The sequence below is a fragment of the Streptomyces sp. NPDC036822 genome (assembly GCF_055609145.1).
Genome location: NZ_JBVJPY010000003.1, coordinates 238,897 through 265,534 on the forward strand (window position 1 = coordinate 238,897; position 26,638 = coordinate 265,534).

Below are 26,638 nucleotides of genomic sequence, written 5' to 3' on the forward strand. Positions count from 1 at the left end.
CCGCGAAGTTAAGGAGGTCGCCGTGGCCGGCGCCCTGAAGAACGTGACCGACGCTTCCTTCGAGGACGACGTCCTCAAGAGCGACAAGCCCGTCCTGGTGGACTTCTGGGCCGCCTGGTGCGGACCCTGCCGCCAGATCGCCCCGTCGCTGGAGGCCATCGCCGCCGAGCACGGTGAGATCGAGATCGTGAAGCTGAACATCGACGAGAACCCGGCCACGGCTGCCAAGTACGGCGTCATGTCGATTCCGACGCTGAACGTGTACAAGGACGGCGAGGTCGTGAAGACCATCGTCGGTGCCAAGCCGAAGGCCGCGATCCTCCGCGACCTGGAGGAGTTCGTCTCCGACGAGGCCACCAAGGCCTGACGCCTCTCGTTTCACGTGAAACACGAACGGCCCGCCCCCACGAGGGGGCGGGCCGTCGTCGTCGTCACCGCGCATCGCTTCCTCAGGGAGCGCCGAGCCGGACACTAGAGGGGGCGGAGCGCCGGCTCCTTCTGTACCGCGCCGAGGAGCCGGTCCAGTGCCATCTCGACGTCCTCCTTCCAGGAGAGCGTCGTCCTCAGCTCCAGCCGCAGACGCGGATGGGCCGGATGCGGCCGCACGGTCTTGAAGCCCACCGCGAGAAGGTGATCCGCCGGCAGGACACAGGCCGGTTCCTTCCACCGGGCGTCGCCGAACGCCTCAATGGCCTTGAAGCCGCGCCGCAGCAAGTCCTTCGCGACGGTCTGCACCATCGTCCGCCCTAGTCCCTGCCCCTGGTAGCCCGGCATGATCCAGGCAGTCATCAGCTGCACCGAGTCTGCCGAGACCGGGCTCGTGGGGAACGCCATGGAGCGCGGTACGTAAGCGGGAGGCGCGTACAGGACGAAGCCGACGGGGACATCGTCGACGTAGACGACCCGGCCGCAGGATCCCCACTCCAGGAGAACGGATGAGATCCAGGCTTCCTTCTCCAGCTCCGGTCTGCCCGACTTCACCGCGGCCTCGCCACTCACGGGGTCGAGCTCCCAGAACACACAGGAGCGACACCGCTGGGGGAGGTCCGGCAGGTTGTCCAGCGTGAGCGGTACGAGCCGACGCCCCACGGCGATTCCTCGCTTCCCTCGGCCAACGCAGACGGATACGCCCCTCTCAGAATCGTATCGATGGGGCGATCAGGGCGATACCGTCGGCAGGCAAAGGGCGGGCCGTGTTCCGGTCTGCACCGGAATACGGCCCGCCCTGGAGACAAGCAGCTGGGGACAAGCAGCAGGACGGATCAGCCCTCGGCGTCTTCCTCGCCCTGCTCGGCATGAACCTGGTCCAGAACGCGACCCTCACCAGGAGCCAGGGTCGACAGGATCCGGTCGAGGTCGTCCACCGAGGCGAACTCGACGACGATCTTCCCCTTCTTCTGACCGAGATCGACCTTCACCCGCGTCTCGAAGCGGTCCGAGAGCCGGGCGGCCAGGTCCGTGAGCGCCGGGGAGACACGAGCCCCTGCCCGCGGCCCCTTGGGCTTGGTCGTGGAGGTGGGCTCGGAACCCATCAGGGTGACGATCTCCTCAACGGCACGCACGGAGAGCCCTTCGGCCACGATCCGGTACGCCAGCTTGTCCTGCGTCTCCGGGTCGTCCACCGAAAGCAGGGCGCGGGCGTGGCCGGCCGAGAGAACACCGGCGGCGACCCGCCGCTGAACCGGAGGCGAGAGCCTCAGCAGACGCAGCGTGTTGGAGACCTGGGGCCGGGAGCGGCCGATCCGGTCGGCCAACTGGTCATGGGTGCAGTTGAAGTCCTTGAGGAGCTGGTCGTACGCGGCAGCCTCCTCCAGAGGGTTCAGCTGCGCCCGGTGAAGGTTCTCCAGAAGCGCGTCCAGGAGAAGCTTCTCGTCGTCCGTGGCCCGCACGATCGCGGGGATGCGCTCCAGGCCGGCCTCACGGCAGGCCCTCCAGCGACGCTCACCCATGATCAGTTCGTAGCGCTCGGCCCCGAGCTGCCGTACGACGACGGGCTGTAGCAGACCGACCTCCTTGATGGAGGTGACCAGCTCCGCCAGCGCGTCCTCGTCGAAGACCTCACGAGGCTGCCGCGGGTTGGGGGTGATGAAGTCGAGCGGCAGCTCGGCGAAGTGAGCCCCGGCGGGGGAGTCCACCTCGGCGACCGGCTCGGGCTCCGCCGTCGACACCACCGAATCCGGCGACTGAGGGCTCTGCGGAAGGGTCGCCACCTTCGCGGCGGCCACCCCTCGCTCGGACGACATGGGCGGGATGGCCCCCGCGGAGGCCGCTACCGATCCCGCACCGACAGTCGGCGCCTGCCGCTCCTGGGGAGCAGCGGGGATCAGCGCACCGAGCCCACGCCCCAATCCTCTACGTCGCTCGCTCACTGGATACCCTCCGACATGTTTCGCTGGCTGTTCTGGTGACCCGCATGAGCCTGCTGGGCGTCGTACTGGAGCCCGACTCCCCGCAGGGCGATCTCACGGGCCGCCTCGAGGTACGACAGCGAACCACTGGAGCCCGGGTCGTAGGTGAGCACGGTCTGCCCGTAGCTCGGTGCTTCGGAGATGCGTACCGACCTCGGAATGCTGGTCCGCAGCACCTCCTCGCCGAAGTGGGTGCGCACCTCGTCGGCGACCTGAGAGGCGAGCCTCGTCCGGCCGTCGTACATGGTGAGCAGAATCGTCGAGACATGGAGCGTGGGGTTGAGATGCCCCCGCACCAGGTCGACGTTCTTCAGGAGCTGCCCCAACCCTTCCAGCGCGTAGTACTCGCACTGGATGGGGATGAGCACCTCGGCGCCCGCCACCATGGCGTTGACGGTCAGCAGACCGAGTGACGGCGGGCAGTCGATCAGGATGTAATCCAGCGGCTGCTCATACGCCTGGATCGCTCGCTGCAGTCGACTCTCCCGCGCTACCAGCGACACCAGCTCGATCTCCGCACCGGCGAGATCGATGGTGGCTGGAGCACAGAAGAGGCCTTCGACGTCCTGGACGGGTTGCACCACGTCGGAGAGCGGCTTGCTCTCCACCAGGACGTCATAGATCGAGGGGACTTCGGCATGGTGGTCGATGCCCAGAGCGGTTGAAGCATTGCCCTGGGGGTCGAGGTCGATCACCAGCACCCGGGCGCCGTGCAGCGCCAGCGAAGCGGCGAGGTTGACCGTCGTGGTCGTCTTCCCGACTCCGCCCTTCTGGTTGGCGACCACCATCACGCGTGTCTGGGCAGGCCGAGGGAGGCCCTCACCGGCACGCCCCAGCGCCTCTACTGCCAGCTGGGCAGCGCGACCAATGGGGGTGTCGTCCATCGGGGGCGGTGTTTCACGTGAAACATCCTCCCCCACCGATTCGGTTCGGGGACCGGGGACCGGATCGGTCATCGGTCCCGCGATGTTGGCGTTGGACCGCAAGGATTCACTCTCCTCGGCTTCAGGCTCGCGATGAATAGAGCCTGCCATGCATTCGGGGTCGTGAACCAGCGAGGCCCGTGGTTCTGTGGAGGATTCCACCTCTGTGGACAATCCCCTCACCCTCGCGGGGGGCTTCACGGACGGCTTGCGGTCCCGGGGCGTGGCAGCCGCGCGGCCGCGGCTGATGATCCCCTGCAGCAGTGAGCGACGTTTCACGTGAAACACGATGCACGCGCTGTCGACCCAGGACCGCTCGACACTCCGAAATACGTACGTATGGCAGCTTTTACGGATCAGTTGCGCCGCGTTGACGGCTCAGCGGCGCCGACGGGTACGGCTCGGACGGGCCGCCTTGGCCCGCTTGGCGGCGAACCGCACACCGCCCGGGCTCTCCCCGACCTCTACGCGCACGACGGTCGACAGGGGATCCACGATTCCCTCGCCGACCTGGAGCACCGAGGTCTCCACCACGCCGAGCTTGGAGAGCGCGGCGCGGGCACCGTTGATCTCCTCCTCGGCGGTGTCGCCCTTGAGGGCCAGCATCTCTCCGTACGGACGCAGCAGGGGAACGCCCCAGCCGGCCAACCTGTCGAGCGGGGCCACGGCGCGGGCCGTCACCACGTGCACGGGCGGGAGCTTCCCCAGAACCTCTTCGGCTCGGCCGCGGACGACCGTCACATGGTCGAGACCCAGCAGCTCCACGACTTCTTGGAGGAAGTTGGTACGGCGCAGCAGCGGCTCCAGGAGCGTGATCTTCAGATCAGGCCGGACCAGAGCCAGGGGGATACCGGGAAGCCCGGCGCCCGAGCCAACATCGCAGACGGTGACGCCCTCAGGGACCACCTCGGAGAGTACCGCGCAGTTCAGCAGGTGGCGCTCCCAGAGGCGGGGGACCTCACGAGGACCGATCAGCCCTCGCTTGACGCCCGCGTCCGCGAGAAGCTCCGCGTACCGGACGGCCTCCGCGTAGTACTCACCGAATACCGTCCGCGCCTGCTCAGGCGCGGGGGGAAGCTCCGCTGCCTCCGTCACGGGGAACCGTCCTTCCGTACCGCACGCATAGGTGCGAGCGCACTCTGATGGCTGACTATCAGGCTGACAAAGATCGGCCCCGCCTGCGAACAGACGGGGCCGACACTGCGAGGAGGGGTCAGGCAGGGAGAACGACGACGAAGCGCTGCGGCTCCTCGCCCTCGGACTCACTCCGCAGACCGGCGGCGGCGACCGCGTCGTGGACGACCTTGCGCTCGAACGGCGTCATCGGGTCCAGCTTGACCGGAGCACCCGTGGACGTCGCCTCGGCCGCGGCCTTTGCGCCGATCTCCGCGAGCTCCGTGCGCTTCTGGGCGCGGAAGCCGGCGATGTCGAGCATCAGACGGCTGCGGTCGCCGGTCTCCCGGTGCACGGCCAGGCGGGTCAGCTCCTGGAGAGCCTCCAGCACCTCGCCGTCGCGGCCCACGAGCTTCTGCAGCTCGCGGCTGCTCGAGTCGCTGATGATCGAGACCGCGGCCCGGTCGGCCTCGACGTCCATGTCGATGTCGCCGTCGAGATCGGCGATGTCGAGGAGACCCTCGAGGTAGTCGGCCGCGATCTCGCCCTCCTGCTCCAGGCGGGTCAGGGTGTCGCCACCCTCAGCGGCGGCGGAGGTGGTGCCTTCCGTCACGGATCGACTCCTTCTACTTCTTGGACGACGGGTGCTTGGGCCGCTGCTGGCCCTTGCGCTGACCGGACTTTGCCTGGCGGGTGGCACCGGAAGTGGCGCGGCTCGGGCGCGCGGGCTTGTCGCCCGGCGCCGTGTCCTTCGCCGCGTCGGTGGCCGGACCCTCCGGCTTCTTCTCCAGCGAGGTCTTGGGCTCCTCGGCGCCGGCCGGGGAGCCGGCGGCGTCCTCGGCGCTCTTCGCAGCGGCGGTCTGACCCAGGGCCGCCTGGCGCTGCGCCTTGGTCTGGCGCTTGGGCTGCTGCCGCTTGGCGGCGGCGCCACCCTCGGCCTCGGCCGCGACGGTGTCGCTCTTGATCACGGTGCCGTCGGCCTGGGCGGCGAAGCCGGCCTTGGCCAGGCCCGCGAAGAAGCGGCGCTCGTTCTCGTTGCGGTCGCTGCCCTTGGCGACGATGGCCTTGACGATGTTCTTCCGGCGACGACCCCGGACCTCACCGTGCGAGGTCACGCTCTTCAGCAGCCGCTGGAGGTAGGAGTCCTGCGCCTTGCTGCCCGGCGTCGGGTTCTGGCTGATCACGTACATCTGCTGACCCATGGTCCACACGTTCGTGGTCAGCCAGTAGACGAGGACACCGACGGGGAAGTTGATGCCCATGACGGCGAAGATCACCGGGAAGATGTACATGAGCATCTTCTGCTGCTGCATGTACGGCGTCTTCACCGAGAGGTCGACGTTCTTCATCATCAGCTGGCGCTGCGTGTAGAACTGCGACGCCGACATCAGGATGATCATGATCGCGGTGACGATGCGGACCGACGTGATCGAGGCGTCGAGGGAGGCGACCTTCTCGGCGCTGTCGGTGAAGGTGGCGGCCAGCGGGGCGCCGAAGATGTGCGCCTGACGGGCGCTCTCCAGCAGCGGCTGGTCGATGACACCGATCGTCTTGCCCGAGGCGATGCTGGACAGCACGTGGTACAGAGCGAAGAAGAACGGCGACTGGGCCAGGATGGGCAGGCACGAGGAGAGCGGGTTGGTGCCCGTCTCCTTGTACAGCTTCATCATCTCTTCGGACTGACGCTGCTTGTCGCTCTTGTAGCGCTCCTGGATCGCCTTCATCTTCGGCTGGAGCGCCTGCATGTTCCGGGTCGACTTGATCTGCTTGACGAACAGCGGGATCAGACAGATCCGGATCAGCACCACCAGGGACACGATGGACAGACCCCAGGCCCAGCCCGTGTCAGGGCCGAAGATCGCCCCGTACAAGGTGTGGAACTGGACGATCACCCATGAGACAGGTGTGGTGATGAAGCTGAAAAAACTGGCAATCGTGTCCACTAATCAGGCTCCTTGAGCATTGGGCGAGGTCTCTGCGGCCGGGCTCGTCTCGGCGGTGGACCCGCCCTTGTCGCCGCGCAGTGCGTTCCGCAGCATTTCGTGCCAGCGAGGACGCTTGCGCGGAGGCACGTGGTCCACGCCGCCGGGCGACCACGGATTGCACCGCAGGATGCGCCAGGCGGTCAGGGCAGTGCCCTTGATCGCGCCATGCCGGTCGATGGCCGTGAATCCATAGCGGGAACACGACGGGTAGTACCGGCAGACGGGCCCGAGGAGCGGGCTGATCGTCCACTGGTACAGCTTGATGAGAGCCAGCAGCGGGTACTTCATCGCGTGCCCCCTCCCAGGAGCCGCTGAAGTGCGGCTTCCAGGTCTCGGGCCAGCTGTGCGTGATCGGCGTCGCCGGCTCCGGGCAACGCCCGTACGACCACCAGGCTACCGGGGGGCAGCTCGGACAGCCGTTCGCGGACGAGATGGCGCAGTCGTCGCTTCACCTGGTTGCGTACGACGGCACCGCCCACGGCCTTGCTCACGACGAAACCCGCACGCGTCGGGGGAGCGCTCTCCCCAGGCGCGTGCGGGTCCGTTGCACCGCTGCTCAGGTGGACGACGAGGAGCGGGCGACCGGCCCGGCGCCCTCGGCGTACCGCGGTTGCGAAGTCCTCGCGCCGCCTCAGCCGATTCTCGGTAGGCAGCACGTCATGACCTGTTTTTTTACGCGGATCAGGCGGACAGGCTCGAGCGACCCTTGGCACGGCGGTTCGCCAGGATGGCGCGACCGGCACGCGTGCGCATGCGCAGGCGGAAGCCGTGGGTCTTCGCGCGACGACGGTTGTTCGGCTGGAAGGTGCGCTTGCTCACTCGGGGGCTCCAGAAATGATGTGTGTGGTGGCGGGACATCGCCTGGCTGTCACCGTGCGCCCACGAGTAGCTCGCAATACGCCCGAGTGCACCGCTTCACGATCACTGACCGTGATCTTTGCCCATCGGAGGCAGGCGGCAGCAGCCATCGACAACTCGACCTGGTTACGGTACGCGCGGCTACGCCATCCGGTCAAACCGGCCGATCGCCGGGGTCCATTGTGCACAGGCTGTGGACAACAACTTGAACCACGTCAGCCGCCGCGACTACCGTGGCTGGACCCCTAGATGTTTTTCCGTTCTGTCCTTACCTGTCCTGACGGACATCGACCCACCGTCCCGAGAACCACACATTCGTGGGACCTGCGAGGAAGCGTGCCCTGTGGCTGACGTACCTGCCGATCTTGCCGCAGTGTGGCCACGCGTGCTGGAGCACCTCCTCAGAGAAGGCCAGCAGGGCATCGAGCCCAAGGACAAGCAGTGGATCGAGCGCTGCCAGCCTCTCGCACTGGTGGCCGACACCGCACTCCTCGCCGTCCCCAACGAATGGGGCAAGCGGGTCCTCGAAGGACGTCTGGCGCCGCTGATCAGCGAGACACTGAGCCGTGAGTGCGGCCGGCCCATCCGGATCGCGATCACCGTCGACGACTCCGTGGGCGAGCCGACGCCCCCCGCGCCGCCGATCCACCCGCAGCAGCACCAGCAGCACCAGCAGTCCCCGCAGCAGGGGCGCTACGACGAGCGGCCGCCCGCGGACGCGTACGAGAAGTACGACGAGTACGGGCACCGGCCGGCGCACGACGACGGGCTGCCGACCGCCCGCCCCGCCTACCCGGACTACCAGCAGCAGCGCCCCGACCCGGGCGCCTGGCCGCGTACCCAGGAGGACCTCTCCTGGCAGCAGCCCCGGCTCGGCGGCTACCAGGAGCGCGACCCGTACGCCGGGCCCCGCCACCCCCAGTCCCAGCAGCCGCGCTACGACGAGCGCCCGTCGGCGTACGAACAGCCGCAGCGGCCCGAGCGCGCCGATCTTCCCGAGCGGCAGGGGCCGGGCGGCGGCCAGGGACCCCGTCCCGGCGGTCCGGTGGCGGGTCCCGGAGGCGGCGGTCCCGGCGTCGGGCGCCCCGGCTCCTCGTCCGGGCAGGGCCCGTCGGGCGCCCCCGGCGAGCAGCACGCGCGTCTCAACCCCAAGTACCTGTTCGACACCTTCGTCATCGGTTCGTCGAACCGCTTCGCGCACGCGGCCGCCGTCGCCGTGGCCGAGGCGCCGGCGAAGGCGTACAACCCCCTCTTCATCTACGGGGAGTCGGGTCTCGGCAAGACCCACCTGCTGCACGCGATCGGGCACTACGCGCGGAGCCTCTATCCCGGCACGCGCGTGCGGTACGTGAGCTCGGAGGAGTTCACCAACGAGTTCATCAACTCGATCCGCGACGGCAAGGGCGACACCTTCCGCAAGCGTTACCGCGATGTGGACATCCTTCTGGTCGACGACATCCAGTTCCTCGCGAGCAAGGAGTCGACGCAGGAGGAGTTCTTCCACACCTTCAACACCCTCCACAACGCGAACAAGCAGATCGTCCTCTCCTCGGACCGGCCGCCCAAGCAGCTGATGACCCTGGAGGACCGGCTGCGCAACCGGTTCGAGTGGGGGCTCACCACGGACGTGCAGCCGCCGGAGCTGGAGACGCGTATCGCGATCCTGCGCAAGAAGGCGGTGCAGGAACAGCTCAACGCCCCGCCGGAGGTGCTGGAGTTCATCGCCTCCCGGATCTCGCGGAACATCCGTGAGCTGGAGGGCGCGCTGATCCGGGTCACGGCGTTCGCGAGCCTCAACCGGCAGCCGGTGGACCTCGGACTGACGGAGATCGTCCTCAAGGACCTGATCCCGGGGGGCGAGGACGCCGCCCCGGAGATCACCGCCGGCGCGATCATGGCGGCGACGGCCGACTACTTCGGTCTCACCGTGGAGGACCTCTGCGGCTCGTCCCGCAGTCGCGTCCTGGTGACCGCCCGCCAGATCGCGATGTACCTCTGCCGTGAGCTCACGGACCTGTCTCTGCCGAAGATCGGCGCGCAGTTCGGCGGCCGCGACCATACGACGGTGATGCACGCGGACCGGAAGATCCGCGCGCTCATGGCCGAGCGGCGCTCCATCTACAACCAGGTCACCGAACTCACCAACCGCATCAAGAACGGCTGAGAGGCCCCCTCCGCCCACGGGCGGACGGCTCCGAAGGGCGCTCCGGGACACCTCCCGGGGCGCCCTTCCCGTCTTCCCGGCGCCTGCGGGCCACCCCGGCTGTTCGATTAACGGGGGCGGACGGTCGGTTCTCCACAGATTGCGGGATGATCTTCCGTCCACAGGGTGGGGACCACCGAGTTATCCGAATCGTGTCCACAGGCCCGCTGGGTGGGAGATCATCACACCAGGTCAGACGGTTGGGGATTTGTTGGCAACCTTGATCCACAGCCTGTGGACAAAACTTTCGTCCACAGGGGCCCCTCCGGGTTGTCCACTGTCGGCCCACAGGGAGGCGGCAGTTGCCCACAGCTTCTCCACACCGCTGTCCACTGTTCGGCAACGAAACGCCCCCGCTCACTGCGTCGAGTGAAAGCGGTCACACCAAGGGAGACGATTGGGCTGTGGGGAACGTGGGTAAAGCTGGGGACATCACTGGGGAGAAGTCGGGTCCGCCTGTGTACCGGGTGTGCAGAACTTTCCGGCGTCCACAGAACACCCTGGTTGTCCACCGACGTCACCCACAGGGGCAGTGGACAAAAAAGCGGGGCTGACCTGCGAAAACGGGGTTATCCACGGTTTCCACAGGCCCTACTACTACTTCCACCTAGAGTTAGCCCGGAATCCGCTTCGAAGTGGGACCTGTGCACAACTCGAGCCCGGACCGTTGGCGGCCTCTCGTCGCGACTTGACCCCGAGCCGCACCGAGTGTCGGTGGCGTGCGTCAGACTGGTTCCCGCAGTCGACGAAGAGCCAGCAACAGCAGGAGGCGGTTCCGGTGAAGATCCGGGTGGAGCGCGATGTACTCGCGGAGGCGGTGGCCTGGGTGGCCCGCAGCCTTCCGGCCCGTCCGCCGGCGCCCGTTCTCGCGGGCCTTCTGCTGAAGGCCGAGGACGGCGCGCTGAGCTTCTCCAGCTTCGACTACGAGGTCTCGGCCCGGGTCTCCGTCGAGGCCGAGGTCGAGGAGGACGGCACCGTCCTGGTCTCCGGCCGCCTGCTCGCCGACATCTGCCGCGCCCTGCCCAACCGGCCGGTGGAGATTTCCACAGACGGTGTACGGGCGACCGTGGTCTGCGGCTCCTCCCGCTTCACCCTCCACACTCTGCCTGTGGAGGAGTACCCGGCGCTGCCCGAGATGCCCACCGCCACCGGCACGGTCCCGGGTGAGGTCTTCGCCTCGGCCGCCGCCCAGGTCGCCATCGCAGCGGGCCGCGACGACACGCTGCCCGTCCTCACCGGTGTGCGCATCGAGATCGAGGGCGACACGGTCACCCTGGCCTCCACCGACCGCTACCGCTTCGCGGTCCGCGAGTTCCTGTGGAAGCCGGAGTCCCCGGACGCCTCCGCCGTCGCCCTGGTGCCCGCCAAGACCCTCCTGGACACCGCCAAGGCGCTCACCAGCGGGGACACCGTCACGCTGGCGCTCTCCGGCTCCGGCAAGGGCGAGGGCCTCATCGGTTTCGAGGGCGCGGGCCGCCGCACCACCACCCGGCTCCTCGAAGGCGACCTGCCGAAGTACCGGACGCTCTTCCCGACCGAGTTCAACTCGATCGCGGTGATCGAGACCGCCCCGTTCGTCGAGGCCGTCAAGCGCGTGGCCCTGGTGGCCGAGCGCAACACCCCGGTGCGGCTCAGCTTCGAGCAGGGTGTGCTGATCCTGGAGGCCGGTTCCAGCGACGACGCACAGGCTGTGGAGCGCGTGGACGCGCAGCTGGAGGGCGACGACATCTCGATCGCCTTCAACCCGACGTTCCTGCTCGACGGCCTGAGCGCGATCGACTCCCCGGTCGCCCAGCTCTCCTTCACGACCTCCACCAAGCCCGCGCTCCTGAGCGGCCGGCCCGCGGTCGACGCGGAGGCGGACGAGGCGTACAAGTACCTGATCATGCCGGTGCGTCTGTCGGGCTGACGGGCGTCGACTGAGCGGCCGACCCCACAGGTGTGCAACGGGGTCCGGGCGTAGGCTCGGACCCGGGTACGAACCGCACACGACGCTTAAGGAATCTCTGATGGAGCTCGGTCTCGTCGGTCTCGGCAAGATGGGCGGCAACATGCGCGAGCGCATCCGCCGCGCAGGCCACACCGTCATCGGATACGACCGCAACCCGGACCTCGCCGATGTCCACAGCCTGGAAGAGCTTGTGGGCAAGCTCAAGGGTCCGCGGGTCGTGTGGGTGATGGTCCCGGCCGGTGCCGCGACCCAGTCCACCATCGACGAGCTGGGCGAGCTGCTCTCCCCCGGCGACATCGTCGTGGACGGCGGCAACTCCCGCTGGACCGACGACGAGAAGCACGCCGAGGAGCTCGCCGCCAAGGGCATCGGCTTCGTCGACTGCGGCGTCTCCGGCGGCGTGTGGGGCCTGGAGAACGGCTACGCCCTGATGTACGGCGGCGCCGCCGAGAACGTGGCGAAGGTCCAGCCGATCTTCGACGCGCTCAAGCCCGAGGGCGAGTTCGGCTCCGTCCACGCCGGCAAGGTCGGCGCCGGCCACTTCGCCAAGATGGTCCACAACGGCATCGAGTACGCCATGATGCAGGCGTACGCCGAGGGCTGGGAGCTCCTGGAGAAGGTCGACTCCGTCACCGACGTGCGCGAGGTCTTCCGCTCCTGGCAGGAGGGCACGGTCATCCGTTCCTGGCTGCTGGACCTCGCCGTCAACGCGCTGGACGAGGACGAGCACCTGGAGCAGCTCCGCGGCTTCGCGCAGGACTCCGGCGAGGGCCGGTGGACCGTCGAGGCGGCCATCGACAACGCCGTGCCGCTGCCGGCGATCACCGCGTCGCTGTTCGCGCGGTTCGCGTCCCGTCAGGACGACTCCCCGCAGATGAAGATGATCGCCGCGCTGCGCAACCAGTTCGGCGGTCACGCGGTCGAGTCCAAGAAGTAATCCACAGGCTGTGCACCCGGCGGTGCACGGCAGCCGGGGAAGGTCGGCGCACACCATGCACGTCACGCATCTGTCGCTGGCCGACTTCCGCTCCTACGCCCGGGTCGAGGTTCCGCTCGACCCGGGCGTCACCGCTTTCGTGGGGGCGAACGGCCAGGGCAAGACGAACCTCGTCGAGGCCGTGGGGTACCTCGCGACCCTGGGCAGCCACCGCGTCGCCTCCGACGCGCCTCTCGTACGGATGGGGGCGGACCGGGCGATCATCCGCGCCGCCGTCACCCAGGGCGAGCGCTCGCAGCTGGTCGAGCTCGAACTCAACCCCGGACGGGCCAACCGCGCCCGCATCAACAGGTCCTCGCAGGTCAGGCCCCGTGACGTGCTGGGGATCGTACGCACCGTGCTGTTCGCGCCGGAGGACCTGGCCCTGGTGAAGGGCGACCCCGGGGAGCGCCGGCGCTTCCTCGACGAGCTGATCACGGCGCGTGCGCCGCGCATGGCCGGCGTGCGCTCCGACTACGAGCGGGTGCTCAAGCAGCGCAACACGCTCCTGAAGTCCGCCGCCATGGCCCGCCGACACGGGAGCCGTGGCATGGACCTGTCGACGCTTGAGGTGTGGGACCAGCACCTCGCGCGCGCGGGAGCCGAGCTGCTGGCCCAGCGCCTGGACCTGATCGGTGTGCTCCAGCCGCTCGCCGACAAGGCGTACGAGCAGCTGGCGCCCGGCGGCGGACCGATTCTGTTGGAGTACCGCCCGTCCGCGCCCGGCCCCGGGCACACCCGCGAGGAGCTGTACGAGCAGATGATCGCGGCGCTCGCCGAGGTCAGGAAGCAGGAGATCGAGCGCGGTGTCACGCTCGTCGGCCCGCACCGCGACGAGCTGCTCCTCAAGCTCGGCGACCTGCCGGCCAAGGGGTACGCGAGCCACGGGGAGTCCTGGTCGTACGCGCTGTCGTTGCGCCTCGCCTCGTACGACCTGCTGCGGGCGGAGGGCAACGAGCCGGTCCTGGTGCTCGACGACGTCTTCGCCGAGCTGGACGCGCGGCGCCGGGAGCGGCTCGCGGAGCTGGTGGCACCCGGCGAGCAGGTCCTGGTGACGGCGGCGGTGGACGACGACGTGCCGGGGGTGCTGGCCGGGGCGCGGTACGGGGTCGCGGAAGGCGTGGTGGAGCGGCTGTGAGCGGGAACGAGAACCCGGAGACCGGAGCGAAGGCTCCGGAGCCCTCGGGCGTCGACCTGGCGCGGGTCGCGCTGCGCGCCGCCAAGGAGCAGGCGAAGGCGCGAGGGGCGGCCGCCCAGCAGAAGAAGCAGGCGCGGCGGGGCGGCGGGCTGCGGTCCGGCGCGCACGCCGACGGGCGGGACCCGATGGCGCTCGGCTCCGCGATCAACCGGCTGATCACCGAACGCGGCTGGGAGGCGCCGGCGGCGGTGGGCGGGGTCATGGGCCGCTGGCCGCAGATCGTGGGCGAGGACCTGGCCAAGCACTGCGAGCCGCTGAAGTACGACGACGCCCCGGAGGAGCGGGTGCTCACCGTGCAGTGCGACTCGACGGCGTGGGCGACGCAGCTGCGGCTGCTGGCGCCGAGGCTGGTGGCCCGGCTGAACGAGGACCTCGGCCACGGGACGGTCCGGGTGATCAAGGTGCTGGGCCCGGGAGGCCCCCGCAAGGGGTACGGGCCGCTCAGGGCGCCGGGCTCCGTGGGGCCGGGCGACACGTACGGCTAGGGGGCCTGGCGCCCGTGGGGCGCGAGGTGCGGGCGTGGTGCCTGTAGCGCGATCGCGGCCCCCAGCCCGGCCCCGCGGCCCCCCCAGCTCCCCAGCTCCCCATCCCAGCCCTCCATCCCTCCAGCCCGGCACCCTCCGGCTCCCCCCGCCCCTCGGCCCGGAATCCCCGACCCGAGGCCCCTGCCCCGAGTGCCCCCGGCCCCCCGCATCCGCAGCCCTCCCCACGCGCCCCAGGCCTCCCGAGGCCCCCGCCACCCCCACCGATCCACCTCCCGTATCGGTTGCCCACAACCGGTCACTGCCCGAAGCGCTGGGTGGCCGTCAGAGCCCTTTGGAGCCCCCGTCCGGATATGGGGAGTCGTCTCGCTCCCGCCCAGGGCGGCACATGCGGACGCAGGTACCGGCAAACCCCCATTCGTGTCAGCGCTACCGGTAGACTGATAGAAGATCCCGCCACCCTGCGGAACATGTCGAACGACGCAGCCGCTCCCGTATGCCCGGAGAACGGCCTGTGCTGTGCCAGAAAGGGCGCTTCGTGGCCGATTCCGGCAACCCCAACGAGAACACTCCGTCCGCCAAGCCCGCGTCGTACGACGCCAGCGCCATCACCGTCCTCGAGGGTCTGGACGCGGTCCGCAAGCGACCTGGCATGTACATCGGCTCGACCGGTGAGCGCGGACTCCACCACCTCGTGCAAGAGGTCGTCGACAACTCCGTCGACGAGGCCCTGGCCGGCCACGCGGACACCATCGACGTCACGATCCTGGCCGACGGCGGTGTACGCGTCGTCGACAACGGCCGCGGCATCCCGGTGGACATGCACCCCGTCGAGAAGAAGCCGGCCGTCGAGGTCGTGCTCACCGTCCTGCACGCGGGCGGCAAGTTCGGAGGCGGCGGCTACGCCGTCTCCGGTGGTCTGCACGGCGTCGGCGTCTCCGTCGTCAACGCCCTCTCCACCCGGCTCTCCGTGGACATCAAGCGCGACGGCCACCGCTGGACGCAGGACTACAAGCTCGGCGTCCCCACCGCGCCGCTCGCCCGCCACGAGGAGGTCGAGGACTCCGGCACCACCGTGACGTTCTGGGCCGACCCCGACGTCTTCGAGACCACCGAGTACTCCTTCGAGACGCTCGCGCGCCGTTTCCAGGAGATGGCCTTCCTCAACAAGGGCCTCACCCTGACGCTGACGGACGAGCGCGAGTCCGCGAAGGCCACGGTCGGCGCCGACGACCCGGACGCGGAGGCGGCGGAGCCCGTCGCGCGCACGGTGGAGTACCACTACGAAGGCGGCATCGTCGACTTCGTGAAGTACCTCAACTCCCGCAAGGGCGAGCTGATCCACCCCACCGTCATCGACGTCGAGGCCGAGGACAAGGAGCGCATGCTCTCGGTCGAGATCGCGATGCAGTGGAACTCGCAGTACACCGAGGGCGTGTACTCCTTCGCCAACACCATCCACACCCACGAGGGCGGTACGCACGAAGAGGGTTTCCGCGCCGCGCTCACGGGCCTGGTGAACCGGTACGCGCGCGACAAGAAGCTGCTGCGCGAGAAGGACGACAACCTCACCGGTGAGGACATCCGCGAGGGCCTGACGGCGATCATCTCCGTCAAGCTGGGCGAGCCGCAGTTCGAGGGCCAGACGAAGACGAAGCTGGGCAACACCGAGGCCAAGACCTTCGTCCAGAAGATCGTCCACGAGCACCTGAACGACTGGTTCGACCGCAACCCCGTCGAGGCCGCGGACATCATCCGCAAGTCGATCCAGGCGGCCACCGCGCGCGTGGCGGCCCGCAAGGCCCGTGACCTGACCCGTCGCAAGGGCCTGCTGGAGTCGGCGTCCCTGCCCGGCAAGCTGAGCGACTGCCAGTCGAACGACCCCACCAAGTGCGAGATCTTCATCGTCGAGGGTGACTCCGCCGGCGGCTCGGCCAAGTCCGGCCGCAACCCGATGTACCAGGCCATCCTGCCCATCCGCGGCAAGATCCTGAACGTCGAGAAGGCGCGGATCGACAAGATCCTGCAGAACACCGAGGTCCAGGCGCTGATCTCGGCCTTCGGCACCGGGGTCCACGAGGACTTCGACATCGAGAAGCTCCGCTATCACAAGATCATTCTGATGGCGGACGCCGACGTCGACGGCCAGCACATCAACACCCTGCTCCTGACGTTCCTCTTCCGCTTCATGCGCCCGCTGGTCGAGGCCGGTCACGTCTACCTCTCCCGCCCGCCGCTCTACAAGATCAAGTGGGGCCGGGACGACTTCGAGTACGCGTACTCGGACCGTGAGCGGGACGCGCTCGTCGAGCTGGGCAAGCAGAACGGCAAGCGGATCCGCGAGGACTCGATCCAGCGCTTCAAGGGTCTGGGCGAGATGAACGCCGAAGAGCTGCGCATCACCACGATGGACCAGGACCACCGTGTGCTCGGCCAGGTCACGCTGGACGACGCGGCCCAGGCCGACGACCTGTTCTCGGTGCTGATGGGCGAGGACGTCGAGGCCCGGCGCTCCTTCATCCAGCGCAACGCCAAGGACGTTCGCTTCCTCGACATCTGAGTCGGTCTCAGCTGACCGTACGAAAGGACTGACGACCAGCAATGGCCGACGAGAACCCCCCTGTCACGACCGAAGAAGAAGAGCCGGTGCTGCGGATCGAGCCCGTCGGGCTCGAGACCGAGATGCAGCGCTCGTACCTCGACTACGCGATGTCCGTCATCGTCTCGCGAGCGCTGCCCGACGTGCGGGACGGCCTCAAGCCCGTCCACCGGCGTGTGCTGTACGCGATGTACGACGGCGGCTACCGGCCCGAGAAGGGCTTCTACAAGTGCGCCCGCGTCGTCGGTGACGTCATGGGTACGTACCACCCGCACGGCGACTCCTCCATCTACGACGCCCTGGTCCGCCTGGCCCAGCCGTGGTCGATGCGGATGCCGCTCGTCGACTCCAACGGCAACTTCGGTTCCCCGGGCAACGACCCGGCCGCCGCCATGCGGTACACCGAGTGCAAGATGATGCCGCAGTCGATGGAGATGCTCCGGGACATCGACGAGGAGACCGTCGACTTCCAGGACAACTACGACGGCCGCAACCAGGAGCCGACGGTCCTGCCGGCCCGCTTCCCGAACCTGCTGGTCAACGGCAGCGCCGGTATCGCGGTCGGCATGGCGACCAACATCCCGCCGCACAACCTCCGCGAGGTCGCGGCCGGCGCCCAGTGGGCGCTGGAGCACCCCGAGGCCACGCACGAGGAGCTGCTCGACGCGCTCATCGAGCGGATCAAGGGCCCGGACTTCCCGACCGGTGCGCTGGTCGTGGGCCGCAAGGGCATCGAGGAGGCGTACCGCACCGGCCGTGGCTCCATCACGATGCGCGCGGTCGTCGAGGTCGAGGAGATCCAGAACCGCCAGTGCCTGGTGGTCACGGAGCTTCCGTACCAGACCAACCCGGACAACCTCGCGCAGAAGATCGCCGACCTCGTCAAGGACGGCAAGATCGGCGGCATCGCCGACGTCCGCGACGAGACCTCGTCCCGGACCGGCCAGCGGCTCGTGATCGTGCTCAAGCGCGACGCCGTCGCCAAGGTCGTGCTCAACAACCTGTACAAGCACACGGACCTCCAGACGAACTTCGGCGCGAACATGCTGGCGCTCGTCGACGGTGTGCCGCGCACCCTCTCGCTGGACGCGTTCATCCGCCACTGGGTGACGCACCAGATCGAGGTCATCGTCCGCCGGACGAAGTTCCGCCTGCGCAAGGCGGAGGAGCGGGCGCACATCCTGCGCGGTCTGCTCAAGGCGCTCGACGCGATCGACGAGGTCATCGCGCTCATCCGCCGCAGCGACACCGTCGAGGTCGCGCGCGAGGGCCTGATGGGCCTGCTCCAGATCGACGAGATCCAGGCCAACGCCATCCTCGAGATGCAGCTGCGCCGGCTCGCCGCTCTGGAGCGCCAGAAGATCGTCGCCGAGCACGACGAGCTCCAGGCCAAGATCAACGAGTACAACGCGATCCTCGCCTCCGAGGAGCGCCAGCGCGGCATCGTCAGCGAGGAGCTGGCGGTGCTCGTCGAGAAGTTCGGCGACGACCGCCGCTCCAAGCTGGTGCCCTTCGACGGTGACATGTCCATCGAGGACCTGATCGCCGAGGAGGACATCGTCGTCACCATCACGCGTGGCGGCTATGTGAAGCGGACGAAGACCGAGGACTACCGCTCGCAGAAGCGCGGCGGCAAGGGCGTGCGCGGCACGAAGCTGAAGCAGGACGACATCGTCGACCACTTCTTCGTGTCCACGACCCACCACTGGCTCCTCTTCTTCACGAACAAGGGCCGGGTCTACCGCGCGAAGGCGTACGAGCTCCCGGACGCCGGCCGGGACGCGCGCGGCCAGCACGTGGCCAACCTGCTGGCCTTCCAGCCGGACGAGCAGATCGCCGAGATCCTCGCGATCCGCGACTACGAGGCCGCGCCGTACCTGGTGCTCGCCACCAAGGCCGGCCTGGTCAAGAAGACCGCGCTGAAGGACTACGACTCGCCCCGCTCGGGCGGTGTCATCGCGATCAACCTCCGGGAGACGGAGGCGGGCGCCGACGACGAGCTGATCGGGGCGGAGCTGGTCTCCGCCGAGGACGACCTGCTGCTCATCAGCAGGAAGGCGCAGTCGATCCGCTTCACCGCGACCGACGACGCGCTGCGCCCGATGGGCCGTGCCACGTCCGGTGTGAAGGGCATGAGTTTCCGCGAAGGCGACGAGCTGCTCTCGATGAATGTCGTCCGGCCCGGTACGTTCGTCTTCACCGCCACCGACGGTGGGTACGCGAAGCGGACCAACGTCGACGAGTACCGCGTCCAGGGTCGCGGTGGCCTGGGTATCAAGGCCGCCAAGATCGTGGAGGACCGCGGGTCGCTCGTGGGCGCGCTGGTGGTCGAGGAGACAGACGAGATCCTCGCCATCACGCTGTCCGGTGGTGTGATTCGCACGCGAGTCAACGAAGTCAGGGAGACCGGCCGTGACACCATGGGCGTCCAGCTGATCAACCTGGGCAAGCGCGATGCCGTCGTCGGCATCGCACGTAACGCCGAGGCGGGCAGCGAGGCCGAAGAGGTCGACGGTGCCGAGGCCATCGACGGTGCCGAGGGTGTCGAGGACACGGAAGGCGCCGAGGTCGCTGCCGCGGTTGAGGCAGCCGAGGGCACCGAGCCCTCGGCCGGGGAGCACGAGGAGTAGAAAGTGAGTGGAGCCACGGGCGCCGGATCGGCGGCTGCCGGAGCTTCTGCTGGTGCCGGAGCGGACGGTGCCCGTGGTTCCGCCACGGACTCCCAGGGGGTTGCGGTGACGGACACTCGAGGGCCCAAGCCCTCGTACGACACGTACAACGGGCCGCTGCCCGGCGAGCGCGCGGGAGCGCAGCAGCCGGGCGGGCCCTACCACCCGCCGCAGGCGTACGGCGCTCAGGCGCCGGGCGCGGGCGGCACGGGCGGTCAGGACGCGGCGGCGGTGCGCCGGCCGCGTACGGGGGCACGGACCACCCCTCGTACGCGCAAGGCGCGGCTGCGGGTGGCCAAGGCCGACCCGTGGTCGGTCATGAAAGTGAGCTTCCTGCTCTCCATCGCGCTCGGCGTCTGCACGGTGGTGGCGGCGTCGGTGCTGTGGATGGTCATGGACGCCATGGGCGTCTTCTCGACCGTCGGCGGCACGATCAGCGAGGCGACGGGCTCGAACGAGTCCAACGGTTTCGACCTGCAGTCGTTCCTCTCGCTGCCGCGGGTGCTCATGTTCACGTCGGTGATCGCGGTCATCGACGTGGTCCTGATGACCGCCCTGGCGACGCTGGGCGCGTTCATCTACAACCTCTCGGCCGGTTTCGTGGGCGGTGTGGAGCTCACGTTGGCGGAGGACGAGTAGGCCGCCCGGGGGCCGTCCGGAACCGATTTTGGGACTGGCCCCCAGGTGCGCTAATCTTCAGAGGTCAGCGCGCGGGACACACACCGCAAAGCGCGGCGGGGCTATAGCTCAGTTGGTTAGAGCGCATCCCTGATAAGGATGAGGCCACAGGTTCAAATCCTGTTAGCCCCACAGTGACGATCGGCCCGGACGGATTTCTCCGTCCGGGCCGATCGCTTTGGCGTACCGCGGTGACGCGGGGCTGTGATCAGGCACGCGGCGAGCGTCGTGACGCATCGCTTCGCCGGGGAAGCCGGAAGACCGGAGAGTAGGTCACCGATCGGTATCGGTCGATGTGTAGAGTGGGCGTCAGAAGTCTCCTACGTCAACGAAAGACGAGGTCGCGCGGTGAAGAAGCTTCTCCTGGTCGCACTGGCCGCCATCGGCGGGCTCCTCGTGTACCGCCAGATCCAGGCGGATCGCGCCGAGCAGGATCTGTGGACGGAGGCGACCGACTCCGTGCCCGCAGGTTCGGGTGTGTGAGACGAAGATCGTCTGTGGACGAAGCCCCGGCCGCGCTTGAGCGGCCGGGGCTTCGTGCTGTGTCGGGACCGTGACGGGAACCCCTTGAGTTCACCCCTGCGAATCACTAGGTTGCGAGAGCAAAATCGAGTGGTCGTCGTGGCGGTGACCCGGCCTGGGTGGTGCGGCGGCCGTCCCCGCGTACGGGGCGCAGACAGCACCGGTACGGGCGGGGCAGGATGGAACGGCGCCACGGGCGCCGAGGCGCCGGGGGGCGGTGTCGTCGGGTGGGAGACGAGGAGAGGCGCGTGGAGACGCAGCGCGGGCGGGGCGGGCTCCGCACGGGAGGCACGGCAGGCGTCACAGTGGCCCGAGCGCTGGCCGGTGCCCTGGCGGCGGCGGTCTGCGCGGCCGCGCTGCCCGGTCAGGCGTGGGCGGCCGGTGCGCTGCCCGGCCGGGCGGGGGAGCCCGGTACGAGCCCGTACACGTTCGACGGCGCGGCCCAGCGGGTGCGCGGCGCGGCCACCAACCTGGACGCCGAGCGGCTGAAGCCCGGCGGGACGTACCGGGACACCATCAAGAAGGACGGCAAGCTCTACTACCGCGTCGACCTCGACGCCCTGCAGAACGCGTACGTGTCCGTGGTCGCCGTCCCCCGGACGGGCGGCAAGGCGGAATACGGCGACGGCATCAAGGTGAGCATGCGGGACGGCTCCAACTCCCAGTGCGGCTACCAGGACGCCCGGTTCGGATCCGGCGGCTTCACCCGGCCCGTCACCGCCTACGCCCACCGCACGATCGAGGCCGGCAGCTCCACGTGCCAGCACGCCGGCGCGTACTACGTGCTCGTCGAACGGACCTCCGAGGCCGCCTCCCCGGCCGAGGACTGGGATCTGGAGATCCGTCACCTCTCCGAGCCGGGCGTGCGCCGGACGGGCCCCACCGAGCTGCCGGAGAGCTGGCCCTCGTCGACACCCCCGCCGCCCGCGGGCGGCCCGCAGAAGCGCCAGGGCGGTGCGGGCTTCCACGACGCCACCTCGCTGCGCCAGGGCGAGTGGCGCGCCGACATCAAGCCCGGCCAGACCCTCTTCTACCGGGTGCCCGTCGACTGGGGCCAGCAGATCCACGCCAGCGCCGAACTGGGTACGAGCCCGTCCGGCGACACGTACGTCGGCAACGCGCTGGTGCTGTCGCTCGACAACCCGGCCCGAGGCCACGTCGACGAGGACACCGTCAGCTACGACGGCGAACCGGCGACACTGTCGCTCGACCCGCACCGGCCGGTGGCCTTCGAGAACCGCTACGCCTCCAACAGCTACACCAACGCCCTGCGGTTCGCCGGCTGGTACTACCTGTCGGCGACGCTCAGCCCGGAGGTCGCCAAGGCGTACGGGGACGAGCCGGTGCCGCTGACCCTGCGGGTGAGCGTCACCGGTACGGCGAAGTCCGGACCCGCCTACACCGGGGACGCCGGGCCGTTCCAGGTCACCGGGGACGACCGGGACGCGGCGGCCAGCGGCCAGAGCGGGCCCCAGGCGGAGAAGAGCGACGGCATGCGGCTGGTCGCGGCCGCGGGGATCGGCTCCGGGACCGTCCTCGTCCTGATCCTCGGCGCGTGGACGGTCCTCGCCCGGCGCCGGGCGGCCCGGGCGCCGCAGGTGGCTCCGCACCCCGGGACGGCGGGATTCGGGCCGCCGACGGCATGGTGAGGGCGGCCCGGTGAGGGCGGGCTGGTGGCGACGGCATGATGACCGGCCGGTGGCGAGGGCCCGGTGAGCGCGTCCCGGTGAGGGCGGCCCGGGACCGCCCGATGACGGCGGTCCGACGCGCTGCGGCCCGGCGTCAGGGCTCGCGGGACGTCGTCAGGACTGGGCGAGCGCCCAGAAGCCGACCGCGAAACAGATCAGCGCCACGACCAGCATCGGGACCGCGACCTTCGGGGGCGGTCCCGGCCGCTTCACGGCGTCCGTGCCGACGGGCGCGCCGGGGGCGCTCGGGGTGCTTCCCGGGGCGGTCTGCGGGACGTGCGCGGTGTACGGGCGGGTGGCGGCCTGGTCGTATGGCACGGCGGCCGTCGGGGCCTGGGCGAAGTCCGTACGCACCGGGGCGATGGGCGCCTGCGGCTGTGCCAGCGCGGGGGCCGGCCGCGGGGGCGGTGGCAGGTGGAAGCTGCCCGTCTCGGAGGGGTGCGGCGGCGGTGGCTGGGGGGTCGCGTGCTGCGGCTGCTGCCCTACGGGAGCGGGAGCGGGAGAAGATACGGGAGAGGGCCCCGGCACGGAGGCGGGCGCCGGTGCGGCGGCGGTGGCGTGACCGGCGGCCGTGGGACCCGTGGCCGGGATCGTGGGCGCCGGGGCCGTGGGCGCAGGGTTCTCCGGGCCGTTCGGGCCGAAGCCGGCCGGCAGCGGGCCGATCTGGTCGAAGACCTCGACCGGCTCCTCGTCCGGGCCCGCCTCGGGCAGCATCTCGACCGCCGAGGTGAGCGCCTTGCGTACGCCCGTGGCCGTCCGGAAGCGGGCCTGCGGGTCCGGCTGCAGCAGACCGGCGAGAACCTGCCAGAGCGGCTCGGGAATGCCCTCCGGCGCGCCGGGGGTGCCGTGGGCCATGAAGTACTCGATCAGGGCCCGGGAGTCGGGCTTGCGGCCTTGCAGCAGATAGAGCGCGACCAGGCCGACCGCGAACAGGTCGGCCGGGAAGTCCGGCTCCGCACCCATCATCTGCTCCGGCGCGAAGTAACCCGGCGTTCCCACCACGTAGTTGGTCTCGGTGAGGCGGGGTTCGCCCTTGCGCATGGAGATGCCGAAATCGGACAGCCGCAGGTGCGGCCGCCCGGCCCCGGTCACGTCGAGCAGGATGTTCGCCGGCTTGATGTCACGGTGCACGACCCCCTCCGCGTGCACCGCGGCCAGACCGGCCAGCAGCTGGTCGAGCAGCGTGCAGACGAAGCGCGGCGGCAGCGGGCCGTAGTCGCCGATCACGTGCGCCAGCGAACCGCCGGCCACCAGGTCCATGGTGAACAGGACCTTGTCGTCGTCCGCGGCCCAGCTGGCCGGGGCGAGCACATGAGGGTGATCGATGCGCAGCGCCTGCTCGCGCACGAAGCGCAGCAGCGTGTGGGCGTCGCTCTGCTGGAGCACCTTGGCCGCGACGTAGCGGCGGCGCCGGTGGTCCCAGGCGCGCCACACCGCGCCGACCCCACCCCGTCCGATCGGGTCGATCAGCTCGTACCGACCAGCGAAGACCTCACCCATCGCTCTGCGCCCGCTCCCCGTCGTGCCGTTTGCCTTCCGCCGTGCCGGCCGTGGCCACGGGATGTGCACCGCGGCCCCCGGGCCCGGCGCGCCGCCGTCGAGGGCATGGCCGCGCCGGACCGGCGGTTCCGCGTCAGTTCTGGTGCGACTCGTAGTGCGCGACCGCGTCGGCGGTGCGCCCGGCGCCGTACACCCGGAGGAACTCTGCCAGTTCCGGGTGGGCCGGGGCGAGGGAGTCGGCGGCGTCGATGATGTCACCGGCGGCCGCCACCGAGCGCAGCAGCGACTGGATCTCCCGGACCACGCGGCGCACGGTCGGCGCGCCCGAGCTGTTGGCCGTCTGGCTGGTGCCCGTCAGCACCGAGCCGCCCTGCGACTTCTTGATCTCGTCCATCCGGTCCGTGGCCTCGGCCGCGCTGACGCTGCCGTCGGCGACCAGGCCGGCGAGCTCCTGCAGGGCCTGGACCCGCTGGACGACGGCGGGATTGCCGATCTTGGCCCGTTGGCCGCTCATCAGCTGGGAGAGCATGGGTGCCGACAGTCCGAGCACGGCCGCGAGCCTGGCCTGATTGAGCCCGAGATCGTCGATGAGCCGACGGAAGAGCGCCCCCAGCGGCTCTCCGTACCAACTGCGCTGAAGCTCTCTGGCTCTTGCCGTGGCTTCCTGCTGCGCTGCGTCCATTACTTCTCCCCATCCCTGCGGTTCGCCACTGCGAACCTCGGTCAGCATCTTACGGAGCGTGGTCGCCGACCGGGAGTCCCAATCCTTTTGCGAGATAGAGGGGGAGACCCGGTACTCTGTTCTCGTTCCGGGGCCTTAGCTCAGTTGGTAGAGCGCTGTCTTTGCATGGCAGATGTCAGGGGTTCGACTCCCCTAGGCTCCACTCCACAAGAACACCCCCTCCGACCTGCGGTGACGCGGTCGGAGGGGGTGTTCTGCGTGTCAGGGGCCCGGTCGTGCGCATCGGCCGGGCGGAAGGCTCGGCGGGGACGCGCTCGGACCGCGGCCTCGCGAAGACGTCCCGCCGGGCGATGCACCGGTGACGGACAGGGGCGCGGTTGCCCGGCCCGCGTCGGCGAGGCCGGAGCCGGGATGCGTCAGGCCCGTCGACCGAGGGGCGAGCGCCTGGCGGGCCCGCGGCTCACAGCCGACTCGTACCGGGCCGGCCCCGCGCGGGTGCGCGCACGCTCGGCCGAGTGCTGGGCACGGATTCGCGGCTGACACGCCCTCACATCGCGTTCTTTCGGCTCCGGGTGGGCGTCACCGCCCGGTTCGCGGTGGTGAAGTGCGGTTCTCGGGGGGCGTTGCTGCGGGGCCCGTCACCGCGTACTGAGCCGTACGGGTGGTGTTCATCGGAAGAACTGCGCGGGGACGGCGTCGCTCCGCGGTTTCCAGGGGTGCGTACACATCATGAGAAAGGTATGTAAAGCGCGCAACCCGAAATGCACCATCCGAGAACGTCACGAAAGTGAGGGGCCATGGCCACCGCCAAGGTCAAGCAGTTCTGGACCGCCTTCATCTCCGTACTCTTCGCCCTGCTCGCCTCCGTGGGCCTGGCGAGCACCGCCACCGCCGCGCAGGCCCCCGCCGTGCAGCAGCCGGAGGAGCCGGCCGCCAACGGCAGCACCGCCGCCCGGGAGGCCCGTACCCGCGCCGCGGTACCCGCGCAGCGAACGCATCGGTGGACGCCGGTGCGGGACCGCTCCCTGCCGCCCACCATCAAGCAGCGCATCGGCGCCGAGGCGCACGGCTCCTCGCCCTCCGTACGGCAGCGGCGTACCGGCACCCCGGCCGAGACGGGCCCGGCCGAGCAGTCGGAACTGTCGGGTCTGGCGCTTGCCTCGGCCGCGTAGGGCGCGGGGAGTCACTTCCCTCCCCACGCCCTGCATCCGTGCCGGTACATCCGCTGTCGGCTCGTCGTCGCGACGGTCGCCCCGGAGAAGCCCTTCTCCTGGGATTCCGCCTCATCGACACTCGTCCGGTCGGGGACGGGAATCCCGTCAGGGGCACCCCTCTCCGCGAGGACACTCGTCTCTTCGGCGACACGCGTCGCTTCGGGGACTCTCGTCTCCTCCGCGACGCTCATCTCATCAAGGACGCTCGTCCCGGTCCGTGGTCTCGTCCTCGGCCGTGCCGGCTTCCGCGGCGGTGGTGTCCGCCGCATCGGCCTCGGCCTGCTTGGCCGCCATCTCGTCGTCGACGGACGACAGCACCGACTCCTCGTCGATCTCGGTAGGCGCGGGCGGTTCGACCAGCCAGTCCGGATTGGCCTGCTTGTCCCACCACCTCCAGGCGGCGTAGGCGCCGCCGGCCAGAACACCCAGGACCGCGAGTCCCTTGGCAAGGCGTCCGGCCTTCGCCCGACGCTCGTGCTTCCTCACGATCTTCCGAATTTCCTTCGGCGTCACCTGACCGCGGAGCGCGGCCCAGGCAGCGACCGAACGCGCGCCGGCCTCGTCGAGGACAGGACCGGTCGCGGCGACCGCGTGCTCGACACGCGGAACGGTGTAGTCGGCCGCCTGACGGGCGGCCTTGCGGGTCCGCACCGCGGCACGATGTGCGGCGGCGTCGACCCGCGGCGGTACGTGCGGTGCGACATGGCAGTTGTACTGCAGACGAGCTTGGTTACGTGCCTGACGCGCGGCCTTCTCGACCTTCGGCGCGAGCCGGACGCGTGCCTCGTGCGCGTAGAGAGCGGCGTGGTCCTTGGCCGTGCCCGCGTACACCACGGCCTGGTCCTTGGCCGTGGTCGCATAGGGCGCCACCACTTCCGCCGCGTGCAGCACGCTGTCCTTGGCCGAATCGGTCGCGGTGCGCACGCTGTCCATCCGGGTCACGGGATCCTCCTACTCGGTGGCGGTGTCGGTTTTTCGCCTTTCCACCC

General features: G+C 69.6%; 25 protein-coding genes and 2 tRNA genes. 14 read left to right on the forward strand and 13 right to left on the reverse strand.

What is annotated here, in order from left to right; genetic code table 11:
- The first annotated feature begins 22 nt into the window (after positions 1–22).
- Complete coding sequence (gene trxA / locus ACZ68P_RS08600) at positions 23–367, forward strand: thioredoxin (protein WP_471004245.1); 345 nt, start codon at positions 23–25, stop codon at positions 365–367.
- Positions 368–471: 104 nt separating this feature from the next.
- Here trxA and ACZ68P_RS08605 read toward each other — a convergent pair whose 3' ends face one another.
- The 9 genes from ACZ68P_RS08605 to rpmH form a co-directional block, all read right to left on the reverse strand.
- Positions 472–1,089, reverse strand: a complete 618-nt coding sequence (locus ACZ68P_RS08605) for a GNAT family N-acetyltransferase (RefSeq protein ID WP_471004247.1) — start codon at positions 1,087–1,089, stop codon at positions 472–474.
- 173 nt (positions 1,090–1,262) lie between these two features.
- A complete protein-coding gene (locus ACZ68P_RS08610) occupies positions 1,263–2,369 on the reverse strand; it encodes a ParB/RepB/Spo0J family partition protein (protein ID WP_471004249.1) in 1,107 nt (368 codons plus the stop codon).
- Positions 2,366–3,442 carry a ParA family protein gene (locus ACZ68P_RS08615; RefSeq protein WP_365713644.1) on the reverse strand — a complete coding sequence of 359 codons (1,077 nt, stop codon included), beginning with the start codon at positions 3,440–3,442 and terminating at the stop codon, positions 2,366–2,368. Before ACZ68P_RS08615 ends, ACZ68P_RS08610 begins: the two co-directional genes overlap by 4 nt.
- A 267-nt stretch (positions 3,443–3,709) precedes the next feature.
- Positions 3,710–4,426 (reverse strand): 16S rRNA (guanine(527)-N(7))-methyltransferase RsmG, encoded by a 717-nt coding sequence (gene rsmG / locus ACZ68P_RS08620; RefSeq protein ID WP_365713280.1) that lies wholly within the window; start codon positions 4,424–4,426, stop codon positions 3,710–3,712.
- Positions 4,427–4,544: 118 nt separating this feature from the next.
- Entirely contained in the window at positions 4,545–5,057 is a 513-nt protein-coding gene (locus tag ACZ68P_RS08625; RefSeq protein WP_365713278.1) for a Jag family protein, read from the reverse strand.
- Between the two features lie 13 nt (positions 5,058–5,070).
- Complete coding sequence (yidC, locus tag ACZ68P_RS08630) at positions 5,071–6,387, reverse strand: membrane protein insertase YidC (RefSeq protein ID WP_471004252.1); 1,317 nt, start codon at positions 6,385–6,387, stop codon at positions 5,071–5,073.
- Between the two features lie 3 nt (positions 6,388–6,390).
- A complete protein-coding gene (gene yidD, locus ACZ68P_RS08635) occupies positions 6,391–6,717 on the reverse strand; it encodes a membrane protein insertion efficiency factor YidD (protein WP_053640024.1) in 327 nt (108 codons plus the stop codon).
- On the reverse strand, positions 6,714–7,085 hold the full coding sequence (rnpA, locus tag ACZ68P_RS08640) for a ribonuclease P protein component (protein ID WP_471004254.1): 372 nt from the start codon (positions 7,083–7,085) through the stop codon (positions 6,714–6,716). The genes yidD and rnpA overlap by 4 nt, the downstream gene beginning before the upstream one ends.
- Before the next feature lie 25 nt (positions 7,086–7,110).
- Entirely contained in the window at positions 7,111–7,248 is a 138-nt protein-coding gene (gene rpmH, locus ACZ68P_RS08645) for a 50S ribosomal protein L34 (RefSeq protein ID WP_018489831.1), read from the reverse strand.
- Positions 7,249–7,630: 382 nt separating this feature from the next.
- On the opposite strand from rpmH, the gene dnaA reads away from it, so the two are divergent.
- The 11 genes from dnaA to ACZ68P_RS08700 all read left to right on the forward strand — a co-directional run bounded on the left by dnaA (position 7,631) and on the right by ACZ68P_RS08700 (position 22,214).
- Complete coding sequence (dnaA, locus tag ACZ68P_RS08650) at positions 7,631–9,451, forward strand: chromosomal replication initiator protein DnaA (protein ID WP_471004257.1); 1,821 nt, start codon at positions 7,631–7,633, stop codon at positions 9,449–9,451.
- Positions 9,452–10,268: 817 nt separating this feature from the next.
- On the forward strand, positions 10,269–11,399 hold the full coding sequence (gene dnaN, locus ACZ68P_RS08655; RefSeq protein ID WP_365713270.1) for a DNA polymerase III subunit beta: 1,131 nt from the start codon (positions 10,269–10,271) through the stop codon (positions 11,397–11,399).
- A gap of 100 nt (positions 11,400–11,499) precedes the next feature.
- Positions 11,500–12,378, forward strand: a complete 879-nt coding sequence (gnd, locus tag ACZ68P_RS08660; protein WP_365713267.1) for a phosphogluconate dehydrogenase (NAD(+)-dependent, decarboxylating) — start codon at positions 11,500–11,502, stop codon at positions 12,376–12,378.
- A 55-nt stretch (positions 12,379–12,433) separates the two neighbouring features.
- Positions 12,434–13,555, forward strand: a complete 1,122-nt coding sequence (gene recF / locus ACZ68P_RS08665; RefSeq protein ID WP_471004260.1) for a DNA replication/repair protein RecF — start codon at positions 12,434–12,436, stop codon at positions 13,553–13,555.
- Entirely contained in the window at positions 13,552–14,100 is a 549-nt protein-coding gene (locus ACZ68P_RS08670; RefSeq protein WP_471004262.1) for a DciA family protein, read from the forward strand. Before recF ends, ACZ68P_RS08670 begins: the two co-directional genes overlap by 4 nt.
- A 511-nt stretch (positions 14,101–14,611) precedes the next feature.
- Positions 14,612–16,657, forward strand: coding sequence for a DNA topoisomerase (ATP-hydrolyzing) subunit B (gyrB, locus tag ACZ68P_RS08675; RefSeq protein WP_471004264.1), 2,046 nt, complete (start codon positions 14,612–14,614; stop codon positions 16,655–16,657).
- Positions 16,658–16,698: 41 nt separating this feature from the next.
- Positions 16,699–19,326, forward strand: a complete 2,628-nt coding sequence (gyrA, locus tag ACZ68P_RS08680; RefSeq protein WP_365713259.1) for a DNA gyrase subunit A — start codon at positions 16,699–16,701, stop codon at positions 19,324–19,326.
- Between the two features lie 105 nt (positions 19,327–19,431).
- Positions 19,432–20,004, forward strand: coding sequence for a DUF3566 domain-containing protein (locus ACZ68P_RS08685; RefSeq protein ID WP_365713256.1), 573 nt, complete (start codon positions 19,432–19,434; stop codon positions 20,002–20,004).
- 97 nt (positions 20,005–20,101) lie between these two features.
- Positions 20,102–20,175 (forward strand) — tRNA-Ile (locus tag ACZ68P_RS08690).
- 216 nt (positions 20,176–20,391) lie between these two features.
- Positions 20,392–20,526 (forward strand): DLW-39 family protein, encoded by a 135-nt coding sequence (locus ACZ68P_RS08695; RefSeq protein ID WP_003958712.1) that lies wholly within the window; start codon positions 20,392–20,394, stop codon positions 20,524–20,526.
- 287 nt (positions 20,527–20,813) lie between these two features.
- Complete coding sequence (locus tag ACZ68P_RS08700; protein ID WP_471004266.1) at positions 20,814–22,214, forward strand: hypothetical protein; 1,401 nt, start codon at positions 20,814–20,816, stop codon at positions 22,212–22,214.
- A gap of 153 nt (positions 22,215–22,367) precedes the next feature.
- Here the strand turns inward: ACZ68P_RS08700 and ACZ68P_RS08705 are convergent, their stop codons facing one another.
- On the reverse strand, positions 22,368–23,753 hold the full coding sequence (locus tag ACZ68P_RS08705; protein ID WP_471004268.1) for a serine/threonine-protein kinase: 1,386 nt from the start codon (positions 23,751–23,753) through the stop codon (positions 22,368–22,370).
- A gap of 133 nt (positions 23,754–23,886) precedes the next feature.
- Complete coding sequence (locus ACZ68P_RS08710) at positions 23,887–24,435, reverse strand: helix-turn-helix domain-containing protein (protein ID WP_365713250.1); 549 nt, start codon at positions 24,433–24,435, stop codon at positions 23,887–23,889.
- A 129-nt stretch (positions 24,436–24,564) separates the two neighbouring features.
- On the opposite strand from ACZ68P_RS08710, the gene ACZ68P_RS08715 reads away from it, so the two are divergent.
- Both ACZ68P_RS08715 and ACZ68P_RS08720 read left to right on the forward strand, forming a co-directional pair.
- Positions 24,565–24,637: transfer RNA gene (locus ACZ68P_RS08715), tRNA-Ala, on the forward strand.
- Between the two features lie 595 nt (positions 24,638–25,232).
- Entirely contained in the window at positions 25,233–25,607 is a 375-nt protein-coding gene (locus tag ACZ68P_RS08720) for a DUF6344 domain-containing protein (RefSeq protein ID WP_471004270.1), read from the forward strand.
- 11 nt (positions 25,608–25,618) lie between these two features.
- Here ACZ68P_RS08720 and ACZ68P_RS08725 read toward each other — a convergent pair whose 3' ends face one another.
- The gene (locus tag ACZ68P_RS08725) at positions 25,619–25,840 is read right to left on the reverse strand and encodes a hypothetical protein (RefSeq protein ID WP_471004272.1); all 222 of its coding nucleotides are present in this window, start codon (positions 25,838–25,840) and stop codon (positions 25,619–25,621) included.
- A gap of 4 nt (positions 25,841–25,844) precedes the next feature.
- On the reverse strand, positions 25,845–26,591 hold the full coding sequence (locus ACZ68P_RS08730; protein ID WP_471004274.1) for a DUF5324 family protein: 747 nt from the start codon (positions 26,589–26,591) through the stop codon (positions 25,845–25,847).
- Positions 26,592–26,638: the final 47 nt, after the last annotated feature.